The following is a 16,276-nucleotide window of genomic DNA, read 5'->3' as shown; positions in this document are numbered from 1 at the left end:
ACAAATGACGGACTGAACAGGTGGAACTGCGTGGGATCGAGCGCGGGCGCGGCGGCCCTAGCGCTGCCGGGGACGCAGGACGGGCCGGCTGTGCTTCTCCGGTCCCAGCCGCTTCGCCAGTCCGGCGGGGGTGGGCGTTTCGAAGATCGCGCGGATCGGGACTTCTCTGTTGAGGGCGGCGCGGATGTGACCGGCGAGCTGGGTCGCGAGGAGGGAATGCCCGCCGAGGTCGAAGAAGTTGTCGTCCACTCCGAAGTCGGGGAGGCCCAGCACCTTCGCGAAGATGCCGCAGAGAGCCGCCTCTTCGGCTGTGGCGGGTTCCCTGCTCTCGCCCTGGCCGGCGTAATCGGGTGCGGGGAGGGCGGAACGGTTCAGCTTGCCGTTCACCGTGACCGGCAGCTCGTCCAGGACGACGATCGCGGAGGGGACCATGTAGTCCGGCAGGAGGGTGGCGACATGGGTTCGGAGCGCACCGCCCGCCGCCCGGAAGGCGTTGACGTCCTCGGCGGACAACTCACCGGCGGGCACGATGTAGCCGGTGAGGCGGCGGTCGCCGGGCTGGTCTTCCCGGACGATCACCGCGGCTTGGCCGACTGCCGGGTGGGTGAGGAGGGCGGTTTCGATTTCGCCGAGTTCGATGCGGAAGCCTCGGATTTTGACCTGGTGGTCGGTGCGGCCGAGGTATTCGAGTTGTCCGTCGGTGGTCCAGCGGGCGAGGTCGCCGGTGCGGTACATGCGTTCGCCGGACGAGCTGTGGGGGTTGGCGATGAAGCGTTCGGCGGTCAGGGCGGGCCGGTCGAGGTAGCCCCGGGCGAGTTGGGCTCCGGCGAGGTACAGCTCGCCCGCTACGCCGGGGGGTACGGGTCGAAGCGCGGCGTCGAGTACGAACGTCTGCGTGTTCCAGATCGGGCGTCCGATGGGTACCCCGCCGGTGGTGTCGGCGCCTGGCTCGCAGGTGAAGGCGGTGACGTCGATGGAGGCTTCGGTCGGCCCGTACAGGTTGTGCAGCGGGATACCGAACGACTCCAGGAACCGGTCCCGCAGTTCGGACGGCATGGCTTCACCGCTGGCCACGACGGCGCGCAGCGATGGCAGGGCCCATTGCGACGTCTCGGCCGCCGCCAGGAAGACCTGCAGCATGGAAGGGACGAAGTGGGCGATGGTGACGTGTTCACGCCGGATGAGGTCGGCGAGGTATTCGGGGTCGCGGTGTCCGCCCGGGCGGGCCATGACGAGGGTGGCGCCCTCGAGTAGCGGCCAGAAGAACTCCCAGACCGACACGTCGAACCCGAACGGGGTCTTCTGCACGATGCGGTCGTGCGCGGTGAGCCGGTAGGCGTCCTGCATCCATGCCAGCCGGTTCACGACACCCGCGTGCGGGACCGCCACGCCCTTGGGTCGTCCGGTGGACCCGGAGGTGTAGATGACGTAGGCGGGGTGGGCGGGCAGCAGCGCCGCGCCGCGGTCGGTGTCCGACAGGTCCCCGCCGGCCAACGTCCCCAATTCGGTCATGGTCGTGGGGTCGTCGAGCACCACCCGTGCCACCCCTTCGGGCAGTACGCCCCCGACCTCACGTGTGGTCACGACCAGCGCCGGCTTGGCGTCCCGCAGCACGTAGGACACTCGCTCTGCCGGGTACTCCGGGTCGATCGGCACGTACGCGGCGCCGGCCTTGAGCACGGCGAGCAGGGTGATGACGAGTTCCGGCGAGCGGTCCATCATGACCGCCACCCGGTGTTCCGGACCCGCGCCACGCGCGACCAGCGACCGTGCCAGCTGGTTGGCGTGCGCGTCCAGTTCCGCGTACGTGAGCCGGAGGTCCTCGAACACCACGGCGGACGCGTCCGGGGTCCGGGCCACCTGCGACTGGAACAGCTCGGGAAGCGTCGCGGGAGAAACATCGCGGGCGGTGTCGTTCCAGTCGACCAGAAGACGGCGCTCCTTGTCGTCCAGAACGTCGACCGTGCGCAACGGCCGCCCGGGATCCTCCTCCAGCGCCGTGACGAGATCCTCGACCGCGGTGTGCATGAAGGCGCCCACCGACCGCGGATCGACCGGGGCCACGGACTGGATGGTGAAGGTGAACAGGGGGTCCTGGTCGTTGACCGCGAATTCCAGCGGATAGTTGGTGCGCTCGTGCCCGTGCAGCAGTTCGACCCCGTCGGGCGTCGGTGCGGCGGTGTCCTCGCTGTGGCGGAAGTTGAACAGCGAGGTGAACAGCGGTGTCCGCGCGGGAAGGGCGCTGGCCCGCTGGGCCAGGATGAGAGGCGCGTGCTCGTGCACCAGCAGGTCCGCGAGCTGCCCACGCATCGCGTACACGGCGTCGCGCACGCTGACGGAGCCGACGTCGAGGCGGGCGGGCAGCGTGTTGACGAACAGGCCGGGCACCCGGTCCGCGCCGGTTCCGGCGTTCATCCGGCCGAACAGCACGGTGCCGAACACCACGTCGTCACGGCCCGAGGTGACTGACACGACGCGTGCCCAGGCGACGTGGAACAGTGTCGCCGGGCTGACACTCATGCGTCGCGCCTGCTCCCTCAATCGCCGCGCCACATCCGCGTCGACGGGCATGCGCACCTCGGACACGCCTCGTCCGTCGCCATGCACGTCAAGCAGCCCGTACGGCGCGGTCGGCTCGCTCACGTCACCCAGAAGTCCCGCGAAGAACCGCTCGTGCTCCTGCGCCGAGATCGAGAGCCGTGCCCGCGCCACGAACTCACGGAACGGCAGCGGCGCCGGCAGGGTGTCCCCGCCTCCGGAGAGGATCGCGCGGATCTCCTCGAAGACCAGGGCGAGGGACGTGCGGTCCTGCACGAGGTGATGCACTTCGAGCAGGACGTACCACCGCCCGTCGTCAGGGTCCTGCGCGACCCCGGCCTGCAGGAGGGGGGCCCGCCGGACGTCCATCGGCGCGGTGCGCGTGGCCAGCAGGCGGCCCACGACATCTTCCGCGCCCACCAGTTGGAGGGTCCTGACCGAAACGGGGGCGGTGCGCAGGACGACCTGGACGGGCTCCCGGAGTCCTTCCCACAGGAAGGCCGTACGCAGGATGTCGTGCCGGTCGACCACCTCCTGCACTGCGGCGAGAACGGCGTCCACCCGCTGCCGGGAGTCGAAGCGGAGGACGTACGGCAGCGTGTACAGGTCGGTGCCGTTCTCGCCTTCCAGCAGGTGGTGGAAGAGGATGCCTTCCTGGAGCGGGGCCAGCGGGTAGATGTCGGCGATGTTGGCCGCGCCGCCGGGCACCTCCGCGGTGATTCCGGCGATCTCCTCCGCCGTGAGGTCGGCCAGCGTCACCATCTCCGGAGTGATCACCGTGGCACCGGCGGGGATGCCGTTGGCCGGCAGCACCACCTGCGGAGTGCCCTGCAGCGCCGCCAGGCCGGCCACGGTCGGGCTGGTGAACAGCGTCCGCACATCAACGGCGACGCCCGCCGCCCGGGCTCGCTCCACCAGCGTCACCGCCAGCAGTGAGTGCCCGCCCAGCTCGAAGAAGTCGTCATCGACACCGACGGAGGGCAGGCCGAGCACCTCGGCGAACAGCGCGCACAGGATTTCTTCCTGCACCGTCGACGGCCCACGCCCGATAACGCCGGCACCGTAATCGGGAGCAGGCAGGGCCCCGCGGTCGAGCTTGCCGTTGACCGTCAACGGCAGTTCGTCGAGCACCACGATCACGGCCGGGACCATGTACTCGGGCAGCACCCTAGCCAAGTGTGCGCGGATCTCGGCGACGTCCGTGACACCGGCTGCCACCACGTAACCGGCCAGGCGCTTGTCGCCGGGCTGGTCTTCCCGGACGACCACGGCTGTCTGTGCGACGGAGGGGTGGGTGAGGAGGGCGGTTTCGATTTCGCCGAGTTCGATGCGGAAGCCTCGGATTTTGACTTGGTGGTCGGTGCGGCCGAGGTATTCGAGTTGTCCGTCGGTGGTCCAGCGGGCGAGGTCTCCGGTGCGGTACATGCGTTCGCCGGACGTGCTGTGGGGGTTGGCGATGAAGCGTTCGGCGGTCAGGCCGGGTCGGTTGAGGTAGCCGCGGGCCAGTTGTACGCCGGCGAGGTACAGCTCGCCTGCCACGCCGGGGGGTACGGGTCGCAGGGCGGCGTCGAGTACGAACTCCTGGGTGTTCCAGATCGGGCGTCCGATGGGTACCCCGCCGGTGGTGTCGGCGTCAGGTTCGCAGGTGAAGGCCGTGACGTCGATGGAGGCTTCGGTCGGCCCGTAGAGGTTGTGCAGCGGGATGGGCAGCACCGTGTGGAACTGGTCGCGCAGGGAGGCCGGCAGCGCTTCGCCGCTGCAGACCACGGCCCGTAGCGATGTGCAGTCCTGGGCGGTGGGTTCGGTGACGAAGACCTGCAGCATCGAGGGGACGAAGTGGGCGATGGTGACCTGTTCGCGCCGGATGAGGTCGGCGAGGTATCCCGGGTCGCGGTGTCCGCCCGGGCGGGCGGCTACCAGCGTCGCACCTTCGATGAGCGGCCAGAAGAACTCCCAGACGGACACGTCGAATCCGAACGGGGTCTTCTGCACGATGCGGTCGTGCGCGGTGAGCCGGTAGGCGTCCTGCATCCACGCCAGCCGGTTCACGACACCCGCGTGCGGGACCGCCACGCCCTTGGGTCGTCCGGTGGATCCCGAGGTGTAGATGACATACGCCGCGTGGGCGGGCAGCAGTGCCCCGCCCCGGTCGGTGTCCGACAGTTCCCCGTGGGCCAACGTCCCCAGTTCGGTCATGGTCGCGGGGTCGTTGAGCACCACCCGCGCCACCCCTTCGGGCAGCGCGTCCCGGAGCTGGTGCGTGGTCACGACCAGCGTCGGCTTGGCGTCCTGCAGCACGTAGGCCACGCGCTCCGCCGGGTACTCCGGGTCGATCGGCACGTACGCCGCGCCGGCCTTGAGCACGGCCAGCAGAGTGACGACGAGATCGGCCGAGCGGTCCATCATGACCGCCACCCGGCGTTCGGGACGCGCACCACGGGCCACGAGCAACCGTGCCAGCCGGTTGGCGCGCGCGTTCAGTTCCGCGTAGGTGAGGCGGAGGTCCTCGAAGACCACGGCGGTGGCGTCGGGGGTGCGCGCGACCTGTTCCTGGAAGAGGTCGGGAAGCGTCGCCGCCGGCACGTCATGCGCGGTGTCGTTCCACTTCGCGAGCACGCGGTGACGCTCGTCCGGGCTGAGCAGCTCGATGTCCGTGACGGGGCGTGCGGGGTCGGCGGTCACGGTGTCGAGCACGCGGACGAACCGCTCGGCCAGGGCTTCCACCGTGCCGTGATCGAACAGGTCGGCGGCGTAGGTGATGGAGCCGATCAGGCCGCCGGTGTCGGTCTCGCGGAGCTGGAAGTCGAGGTCGAACTTGGCGGGCTGATCACCCGTGTCCAGGAGGTGGGCTTCGACGCCGGGTATGGCGAGGCTCGCGGGAGCGGCGTTCTGCAGGGCGAGCATGACCTGGAAGAGGGGGTGGCGGGCCATGGACCGAGTGGGGGCCAGGTCTTCCACCAGCCGTTCGAACGGCACGTCCTGGTGGGCGAAGGCGTCCAGACCCCGATCGCGCACGCGGTGCGTCAGTTCGCGGAAGGACGGTTCGCCCGACACGTCGGTGCGGATGACCAGGGTGTTCACGAAGAAGCCGACCAGCTCGTCCAGGCTCTCGTCGGTGCGGCCCGCCAGCGAGGTCCCGATGGGGATGTCGGCACCCGCGCCGAGGCGGGAGAGCAGGGTGGCGAGGGCGGCCTGGAGCACCATGAACACGGTGACGCCTTCGGCGCGGGCCAGGCCGGCGATCCGCTGGTGGAGTTCGCCGTCGATGCGCACGCCGACGGTGCCGCCGCGGTGGGTGGCCACCGGCGGCCGGGGCCGGTCGGTGGGCAGGGTGAGTTCCTCCGGCAGACCTGCGAGGGCCTCGCGCCAGTGGTCCAGCTGGTGGCTGAGGATGCTCGCCGCGTCGTGGTCCTCGCCCAGGAGGTCGCGCTGCCAGAGGGTGTAGTCCGTGTACTGGACCGGGAGCGGTTCCCAGTCCGGCGTCCGGCCGTCGGCTCGGGCGGTGTAGGCGGCGGAGACGTCGCGGGCGAGTGGTGCCAGGGACCAGCCGTCGCCGGCGATGTGGTGCAGCACCAGGACCAGAACGTGTTCCTGTGGTGCCACAGTGAACAGCCGTGCCCGGAGCGGGATTTCATTGGTGAGGTCGAAGGGGCGACGTGCTTCCTCGGCCACTGCCTGCGCCAACTCCCCTTCCGGCATCGCTTCCGGGAGGAGCGGCGGGTCGATCACCTGATGGGCGAGGACGCGCTGCTCGGGTGCGCCGTCGACATGCCCGAAGACGGTGCGGAGGACCTCGTGGCGGGTGACGACGTCGTTGAGAGCGGTGCGGAGGACCTCGGGGTCGAGGTCGCCGGTGAGGCGGAGGGCGATGGGGATGCTGTAGAGCGCGGACGGTCCTTCCAGCCGTTCCAGGAACCACAGGCGCTGCTGCGCGTACGACAGCGGCACAGTTTCGGGCCTCGGCCGGACGGTCAGCGGCAGGCGTGCGACGTCGGCGCCGGTCTTGGCGAGACGGAGGGCGAGTCCGGCGACGGTGGGGGTTTCGAACAGGGCCCGGATCGGGATCTCGGCCCCGAGGGTGGTGCGGATGCGGCTGACCAGGCGGGTGGCCAGGAGGGAGTGGCCGCCGAGGTCGAAGAAGTCGTCGTCGACCCCGACGCTGGGGAGGCCGAGGACGTCGGTGAACGCCTGCCTGAGGAGGTGTTCCTGGAGGGTCCGTGGTTCCCGGCCCGGGCTCGTGGCGGTGTAGTCGGGGGCGGGCAGCGCCTTGCGGTCGAGTTTGCGGTTCACCGTGAGCGGGAGCGCGTCCAACTCGACGATCGCGGACGGCAGCATGTAGTCCGGCAGTACGGCTGACAGGCCGGCACGGACGTCCACGACGTCCACACCGTCCGTAGCGTTCGCCGGGACGAGGTATCCGACCAGGCGCTTGTCGCCGGGCCGGTCCTCCCGCACCACCACCGCCGCTTGGGCGACGGACGGGTGGGCGAGCAGGGCCGCCTCGATCTCGCCGAGTTCGATGCGGAAGCCGCGGATCTTCACCTGGTCGTCGGTACGGCCCAGGAACTCGAGTCGACCCTCGGCGTTCCACCGGACCAGGTCACCGGTCCGGTACATCCGCTCGCCCGGTGCCCCGAACGGGTTCGCCGTGAACCGCTCCGCCGTCAGCCCGGGACGGTCCAGGTATCCCCGCGCCAGCTGAACACCCGCCAGGTACAACTCCCCGGCCACGCCTGGAGGTACCGGACGCAACGACCGGTCCAGCACGAAGGCCCGGGTGTTCGCCAGCGGACGGCCGATCGGCGGCGTGCGGCCCGACGACGGCGCGGCACACCGCATCAGCGTGGCCCCGATGGTCGTCTCCGTCGGCCCGTAACTGTTGTAGAACTCCCGATCGGCGGTGACCCACCGGTCGACGAGACCCGAGTCCGGCGCTTCACCCCCCACCACGAGCATCCGCAGCTCCGGCAACCGCGCGGGGTCCAGCTGCCGTGCGACCCCCGGTGTCACATGCGCCACCGACACGCCCTGCGCACGCATCAAAGCCTGCAGGCGCTCGAGGTCGACGCGATCCTCATCGGCGGCCAGAACGAAGACCGCACCGGAGGTCAGGGTGACGAAAAGGTCCTGAACCGACACATCGAAGCTGAACGCCGTCGCCCCCAGCACCCGCGAACGCTCGTCGATCCCGTACTCCGGCGCGGCGGCGGTGATGTTGTTCGCGAGCGAACGATGCGTGACCACCACGCCCTTGGGACGTCCCGTGGAACCGGAGGTGTAGACGACGTACGCGCGGTGGTCGAGCAGCAGCGGGCTGCGCCGTTCCACGTCGGACAGATCATGAGCGGCCCGGGCCGACAGGTCCTGCCGCACCAGGGGATCGTCGAGTGACAAGCGAGCCACGTCGACGCCCCGCAGACCCTCCCACATCGCATCGTCGGCGATGAGGACCGAGGGCTGTGCCTCGGAGAGCAGATACGCGATGCGATCGACCGGGTGACCGGGATCGATCGGGAGGTAGGCAGCCCCTGCCTTGTGTACGGCGAGGATGGCGACGATGAGGTCGACGGAGCGGGGGAGTGCCAGGGCGACCAGCTGCTCGGGCTGCGCCCCGTGCTCGACCAGCAGCCGGGCGAGCCGGTTGGCGCGGGCGTTGAGTTCCGCGTAGGACACCTCGGCGCCGTCGAACACCACGGCCGGCGCCGAAGGGGTACGCGTGACCTGGGTCTCGAACAGCTCCGTGACCGTGGTCTGCGGCAGCTGCCGGGTGGTGTCGTTCCACTCCACCAGGACGCGGTGGTGTTCCGCCGGACTGAGGATGTCGATTCGGCTCACAAGGACAGACGGATGCGCGGTGACCGCTTGCAGGACCCGGAGGAATCGTTCGCCGATGCCGGAGGCGGTGTGGTGGTCGAAGAGGTCGGTGGCGTAGGTGATCGCACCGTGCAGGCCGGCGGGGGTCCCGCTGTCGGTGAGGTGTTCGTTGAGCTCGACGTCCAGGTCGAATTTGGCGGGACCGTCGCCGGTGGGCAGGGTCTCGATGGCCAGGCCGGGCAGTTCCACTCGGGCCTGGGTGTTGTTCTGCAGGGTGAGCATGACCTGGAAGAGGGGGTGGCGGGCCATCGACCGGGTGGGGGCGAGCTCTTCCACCAGGCGTTCGAACGGCACGTCCTGGTGCGCGTACGCGCCCAGGGCCTTTTCTCGCGCCTGACTGAGCATGTCCAGGAAGGTGGGATCGCCGGTCAGGTCCGAGCGCAGGACGAGGGTGTTGACGAAGAATCCGACCAGCTCGTCGAGTGCTTCGTCGGTTCGTCCGGCAATGGGGGTGCCGATGGGGATGTCCTCCCCGGCGCCGAGGCGGTTCAGAAGGACGGCCAGTGCCGACTGCATCACCATGAACACGGTCACACCGTGAGTGCGTGCCAGGTCCACGACGGCCTGGTGGACGTCGGCGTCGATGTGCAGGTCGACGGTGCCACCGCGGTGGGAGGCGACCGGTGGACGCGGCCGGTCGACGGGGAGCACCAACTCCTCGGGTGCCCCCTCCAGTGCGTGGCGCCAGTAGGCGAGCTGCTCGGTCAGAAGGCCGCTGGGGTCGGTCTCGCTGCCGAGGAGGTCACGCTGCCACACGCCGTAGTCGGCGTACTGCACGGGCAACGGCTCCCATGCGGGGATCTCGCCGGTGGAGCGGGCGGCGTACGCGGCCGACACGTCACGTGCCAGCGGGCCCAGCGACCAGCCGTCACCCGCGATGTGATGCACCACCACGACCAGCACATGCTCATCCGGCCCGACCTCGGCCAGCGACATGCGCACGGGGATGTCGGTGGCCATGTCGAACCGGTAGCCCGCGGCCTCGGTCACCCACGACTCCAGGGCGCCCTCCGTCACCGGGACGACCGGCAGTGCGACGCCGGCCTCCTCGACCGAGAGGATCCGCTGGTAGGGCTGGCCGTCGACGGCGGTGATCACCGTGCGCAGCACCTCGTGCCGGCCCACGACGTCGCGGAGCGCGGCCCGCAGGGCGTCGGTGTCCAGTTTGCCGGTCAGTCGCAGCGCCATCGGGATGTTGTAGGTGGCCGACGGGCCTTCCAACTCGCCGAGGAACCACAGCCGCTGCTGGGCGAACGACAACGGCACCAGCTGCGGTCGTTGCGCCGGTAGCAGCGCGGGCCGGGACGCGCTGGAGGTGGTCAGCCGGGCGGCCAGTTCACGGAGCGTGGGCGCCTCGAACAGCGTCCGGATCGGGACCTCCACGCCGAATACCGACCGGATCCGGCTGATCAGGCGTGTGGCGAGCAGGGAGTGCCCGCCGACTTCGAAGAAGTTGTCGTCGACTCCGACGGACGGCAGGCCGAGTACCTCGGCGGCCAAGGCGCACAGGATTTCCTCCTGGGCGTTCGCCGGACCCCGGCTGGTGACGCCGGTGCTGTAGTCGGGGGCGGGGAGGGCCTTGCGGTCGAGTTTGCGGTTCGCCGTGAGCGGGAGTGCGTCCAGCGACATCACCGCCGCCGGGACCATGTAGTCCGGCAGCAAGCCGGCGACATGTGCGCGCAGTGCGGCGCCGTCAGTCTGAGGGACGGAGCCCCCGGTGGGGACGACGTAGCCGATCAGGCGCTTGTCGCCGGGCTGGTCCTCGCGGACGACGACGGCGGCCTGGGCGACGGCCGGGTGCGAGGCGAGGGCCGATTCGACCTCGCCGAGTTCGATGCGGAAGCCGCGGATCTTGACCTGGTCGTCGGTGCGGCCCAGATACTCCAACTGCCCGCCGGCGTTCCACCGGACCAGGTCCCCGGTCCGGTACATGCGCTCGCCTGCCCCGCGGTAGGGGTTGGCGACAAACCGCTCCGCGGTCAGCGCGGGCCGGTCGAGATATCCCCGGGCCAGGCCGGCTCCGGAGACGTACAGCTCCCCGGGCATGCCGATCGCCACCGGCCGAAGTGCGGCGTCCAGGACGTATACCCGGGTGTTCCAGATGGGTTGTCCGATCGGTACACGACTGGCGTGTCCGGGACGCAGGGTCGCCAGCGTCGACCACACGGTGGTTTCCGTGGGGCCGTACAGGTTGGTCACCGACACTGCCGTCGCCGTCAACTGCCGGGCGAGCGACGGGGGCAGCGCCTCACCGCCGACCAGTGCCCGCAGCCCGCTGATCGCGTCCGGGGCCTCTGCCGTCAGGGCCTGCCATACCGCGGGCGTCGCCTGCAGCGCCGTGGCCGCCGACTGGCGGATCAGTTCGGCCAGCGCGCGCGGGTCCCGAGTGGTGTCACGGTCGGCGAGCACCACGCGGGCGCCCGACACGAGCGGTACGTACAGCTCGAGGGTGTGGATGTCGAATGCCACCGTGGTCACCGCGACGAGGGCGTCGTCGGCGTCCAGCGTCAGGTGATCGCGCATGGCAGCGACGAAGTTGCCGAGCGCGTGGTGAGAGACCACCGTGCCCTTGGGCCGTCCGGTGGAGCCCGAGGTGTAGATGACGTAGGCGGGGTGGGCGGGCAGCAGCGCCGCGCCGCGTTCGGTGTCGGTCAGGTCCCCGCCCTGGAGGCGTGAGATCGCTTCGACGGTCTCCGGGGCGTCCACGACAAGCCGCGCGGTACCTTCGGGCAGCAGCGACGCCACCGCACGGGTGGTGACCACCAGCGCGGGCCGGGCGTCGGCCATCACGTAGGCGATCCGATCGACCGGATGACCGGGATCGACCGGCACATATGCCGCGCCCGCCTTCGCCACCGCCAGCAGGGCGACCACGAGGTCGGCCGAGCGGTCCATCAGCACGGCCACTCGGCGCTCCGGCCCCGCACCCCTGGTGACCAGCAGCCGCGCCAGACGGTTCGCCCGGGCGTTCAGCTCCGCATACGTCAACCGGGTGTCCTCGAACGCCACCGCGGTCGCGTCCGGCGTGCGCGCGGCCTGCGCTTCGAAGAGCTCGGGAAGCGTCGCCGCCGGCACCTCGTGCGCGGTGTCGTTCCACTCCGCCAGCAACATGTGACGCTCGTCCGGGCCGAGCAGGTCGATGTCCGTGACGTGCCGTGCGGGGTCGGCGCTCACCGTGTCGAGGACGCGGACGAACCGCTCCGCCAGTGACTCCACCGTGCTGTGATCGAACAGGTCGGCGGCGTAGACGATGGAGCCGATCAGGCCGCCGGTGTCGCTCTCGTGGAGCTGGAAGTCGAGGTCGAACTTGGCCGGTACCTCGCCGGTGGCCAGCACGTCGACGTTCAGGTCAGGCAGCTCGAGATCCGGCGTGGTGTTGTTCTGCAGGGTGAGCATGACCTGGAAGAGGGGGTGGCGGGCCATCGACCGGGTGGGGGCGAGCTCTTCCACCAGGCGTTCGAACGGCACGTCCTGGTGCGCGTACGCGCCCAGGGCCTTCTCACGCGCCTGACCCAGCATGTCCAGGAACGTGGGATCGCCGGTCAGGTCCGAGCGCAGGACGAGGGTGTTGACGAAGAATCCGACCAGGTCCTCCACCGCCTCGTCGGTTCGCCCGGCGATCGGGGTGCCGATGGGGATGTCATCGCCGGCGCCAAGGCGGTTCAACAGGACGGCCAGTGCGGCCTGGGCCACCATGAACACGGTCGCGTCGTGCGCTCGGGCCAGCTCGACCAGCGCCCGGTGCACCTCCGCGTCGATGCGCAGGTCGACGGTGCCGCCGCGGTGGGAGGCGACGGGCGGACGCAGCCGGTCTGTCGGGAGCGCCAGTTCCTCGGGTGCCCCGTCCAGTGCGCGGCGCCAGTAGGCGAGCTGTTCGGTGAGGAGGCTGCTGGGGTCGGTCTCGTCGCCGAGGAGGTCGCGCTGCCACAGGCTGTAGTCGGCGTACTGCACGGGCAATGGCTCCCACGCGCGGATCTCGCCGGTGGAGCGGGCGGTGTAGGCGGCCGACACGTCGCGCGCCAGTGGGGCCAGTGACCAGCCGTCACCGGCGATGTGGTGCAGCACCATGACCAGGACGTGTTCATCCGGCTCCACCTCGGCCAGCGACATGCGCACGGGGATATCGCTGGTCAGGTCGAACCGGTGGCCTGCGGTCTCGGTCACCCACGACTCCAGAGCGTCTTGGGTTACGGGGACGGCCGGCAATGCGATGTGGACTTCTTCGGTCGGAAGGACTCGCTGGTGCGGCTGGCCGTCCACGGTGGTGATCACCGTGCGCAGGACTTCGTGCCGGCCCACGACATCGTGCAGCGCGGCCCGCAGGGCGTCGGTGTCCAGTTTGCCGGTCAGCCGCAGTGCCATCGGGATGTTGTAGGTGGCCGACGGGCCTTCCAGCTCGCCGAGGAACCACAGTCGCTGCTGGGCGAACGACAACGGCACCAGTTCCGGTCGCTGGGCCGGCGCCAGCCGGGGCCGGGACGCAACGGAAGCGGTCAGCCGGCCCGCGAGGGCGGCCGGGGCGGGGGTCTCGAACAGCGTCCGGATCGGCAGCTCCACCCCGAACGCCGAGCGGATGCGGCTGACCAGACGGGTCGCGAGCAGAGAGTGGCCGCCGAGGTGGAAGAAGTTGTCATCGACACCCACGGAGGGCAGCCCGAGCACCTCGGCGAACAGCGCGCACAGGATCTCCTCCTGCACCGTCGACGGCCCACGCCCGGTGGCTCCCGCAGCGAATTCCGGAGCAGGCAATGCCTTCCGGTCGAGCTTGCCGTTGACCGTCAGCGGCAGTTCGTCGAGCACCATGATCGCGGCCGGGACCATGTACTCCGGCAAGACGGCTGACAGGCCGGCGCGGACGTCCGCGATGTCCGCACCGCCGTCTGGTTCGCTCGCTGGCACGATGTAGGCGGTGAGGCGCTTGTCGCCGGGCTGGTCTTCGCGCACTACCGCAACCGCCTGACCCACCGTCGGGTGGGTGAGGAGGGCGGTTTCGATTTCGCCGAGTTCGATGCGGAAGCCGCGGATTTTGACCTGGTGGTCGGTGCGGCCGAGGTATTCGAGGTGTCCGTCGGTGGTCCATCGGGCGAGGTCGCCTGTGCGGTACATGCGTTCGCCGGACGTGCTGTAGGGGTTGGCGACGAACCGCTCGGCGGTCAGGCCCGGTCGGTCGAGGTAGCCGCGGGCCAACTGGACACCAGCCAAGTACAGCTCGCCCGCCACGCCGGGGGGCACGGGTCGCAGCGCTGCGTCCAGTACGAAGGTCCGGGTGTTCCAGATCGGGCGTCCGATGGGCACCACACCGGTGGTGTCGGCGCCTGGTTCGCAGGTGAAGGCGGCGACGTCGATGGAGGCTTCGGTCGGTCCGTAAAGGTTGTGCAGCGGGATGGGCAGCACCGTGTGGAACTGGTCGCGCAAGGAGGCCGGCAGCGCTTCGCCGCTGCAGACCACGGCCCGCAGGGATGTGCAGTCCTGGGCGGTGGGTTCGGTGACGAAGACCTGCAGCATCGACGGGACGAAGTGGGCGATGGTGACGTGTTCGCGCTGGATCAGCTCGGCGAGGTATTCGGGGTCGCGGTGCCCGCCCGGGCGGGCCATGACGAGGGTGGCGCCCTCGAGTAGCGGCCAGAAGAACTCCCACACCGACACGTCGAACCCGAACGGGGTCTTCTGTACCACCCGGTCGTCCGGGGTGAGCCGGTACGCGTCCTGCATCCACGCCAGCCGGTTCACGACACCCGCGTGCGGGACCGCCACGCCCTTGGGCCGTCCGGTGGAGCCCGAGGTGTAGATGACGTAGGCGGGGTGGGCGGGCAACAGCGCCGCGCCGCGTTCGGTGTCGGTCAGGTCTCCGCCCTGGAGGCGTGAGATCGCCTCGACGGTCCCCGGGTCGTCCACGATCAGCTGTGCCGTGCCCTCGGGCAGCACCGGCGCCACCGCACCGGTGGTCATCACCAGCGCCGGCTTGGCGTCCTGCAGCACATAGGCCACCCGCTCCGCCGGATACTCCGGGTCGATCGGCACGTACGCCGCGCCCGTCTTGGCCACCGCCAGCAGGGCGACCACGAGGTCAGCCGAGCGGTCCATCAGCACGGCCACCCGGCGCTCCGGCCCCGCACCCCTGGTGACCAGCAGCCGCGCCAGACGGTTCGCCCGCCCGTTCAGCTCCGCATAGGTCAACCGGGTGTCCTCGAACACGACCGCGGTCGCGTCCGGGATACGCGCGGCCTGCGCCTGGAACAGCTCGGGAAGCGTCGCGAGGGGAACGTCCCGGGTGGTGTCGTTCCAGTCCACCAGCATGCGGTGGTGTTCGACCGGGGTGGCCAGATCCAGCCGGGCGATCGGCGCATCGGGCTCCAGGCGGGCCAGGGCCGCGAGCATGTGAATGAAGCGCGCCTGGTGGGCGGCATTCTCCTCTACGGTGTAGAGCGCGGGGTTGGCCAGGAAGTCCAGCCGCAGACCTGCGTCGCGCTCGTAGATGAGGATCGTCAGGTCGTCCACCGCGCCGTTCGCCAGGTAGGTGCGCGCGGTGGTCTCGCATCGCCCGAACCGGGGGAGTGTCCGGTCGTCGGGAAGGAAGTTGATCTCGGGGCCGAACATGTGGCTGTCCGTACCGGCGAGTTTCAGGTCGCGGTACAGGTCCGCGTACCGGTAGCGCTGGTGCTGGAGAACCCCCCGGCTTCCCGCGGACGCCTCCCGAGCGAGCTCACGGAGGCTCATGCCCGCCGCGATGCGCAGGCGCAGCGGCAGCGCTTGGGCCATGCTCGCCACGGACCCCCGCACACGTGACCCCTTGCGTGCCGTGACAGTCAGTCCCAGGACGACGTCCTGTGCCTGCGCCATCCGATGCACGTACAGCCCGGCGGCCCCGATCAGCAGGGCGGGCAGGGCGACGCCCGACGCACGGGCCACCTGCCGGAGGGACTGCGCGACCTCAGCCGAAACCACGGCGGTCCGGCGGTGAGCATGATGGGACGCCGACGCCGTCCGTGAGGCCAGGTTTACGGCTTGGGGAGCGTCCCCCATCCGCTCCGCCCAGTACGCCCGGTCCTGTGTGAACTGCTCGCTCCCGCGGTACGCCTCATCGTCGGCCACGATCTCCTCGAGGGTCGCGAACGGCGTGAACGGGCAGTCCCGCCCCTCCTCGAGGGCGGTGTAGATCTCCGTCGCCCGGTTCAGCCACACCCCGTACCCGACGGCGTCCACCGCGATGTGGTGGGCCCGCAGATACACCACGGTCCTGTCCTCGCCCACCGGGAGCGCGGTGAAGGTGATGATTCGGCCGCGTTCGAGATCGGCGGGGCGGGCCGCGTCGGCACGCATCCATGCCTCAGCGGCCGCCACCGGCTCCGGCTCCTCCCGCAAGTCGATCACGGGCAACCGGTACTCAAGCAGCGGTTCGGCCACCTGCCACGGCCCGTCGTCGCCCTGCCCGAACCGCCGATGCGACAGCTCGGCCTCGGCCAGTGCCTGGCCGAACGCCTGCTGCAGCAATGCGAGTTGCAGAGGTCCGGCGATGTCCAGATACTCCACCATGTTCTGGGCCGGGCTCTCCGGATCGAGTGCCTGTGCGTACCAGATGCCTTTTTGGGCCGCGGTCAGGGCCATTTTGGCGTGGTTCGGCATATTGAACATCCCGTGTACTTGATATTCGGCGAGAAATCAGCGCAAAATCCTGCGCCACGCAGACCCGGATTCTTTCGATTTTCGGAGTCCGGCCGCGGGCGCGGTGCAATGGTGGACCGCCCGGGTGACGGCCGGGGGAGTCCTTTAACCTTCTTTGAAGATGTGGTGCGTTCTCGCTGATATCAGAAGAACGAGTGGCCGCATTGAATCCGACCCGGGTGAACGGTGCGGCGCCTGTCGG

1 protein-coding gene is annotated in these 16,276 nt (G+C 70.1%); it reads right to left on the bottom strand.

What is annotated here, in order from left to right:
• Positions 1–57: 57 nt before the first annotated feature.
• The gene (locus tag CHF15_RS35325; protein ID WP_265737419.1) at positions 58–16,035 is read right to left on the bottom strand and encodes a non-ribosomal peptide synthase/polyketide synthase; all 15,978 of its coding nucleotides are present in this window, start codon (positions 16,033–16,035) and stop codon (positions 58–60) included.
• Between the last annotated feature and the right edge of the window lie 241 nt (positions 16,036–16,276).

This window comes from Actinacidiphila glaucinigra, from assembly GCF_900188405.1.
Lineage (GTDB): Bacteria > Actinomycetota > Actinomycetes > Streptomycetales > Streptomycetaceae > Actinacidiphila > Actinacidiphila glaucinigra.
The sequence above is the reverse complement of the archived record's forward strand: the minus strand, read 5'-3'. Positions and strand labels throughout refer to the sequence as shown.

Bases quoted from the DNA above. Each gene is read 5' to 3' on its own strand.
- CHF15_RS35325 (WP_265737419.1), bottom strand. From the start codon at position 16,035: ATGCCGAACCACGCCAAAATGGCCCTGACCGCGGCCCAAAAAGGCATC.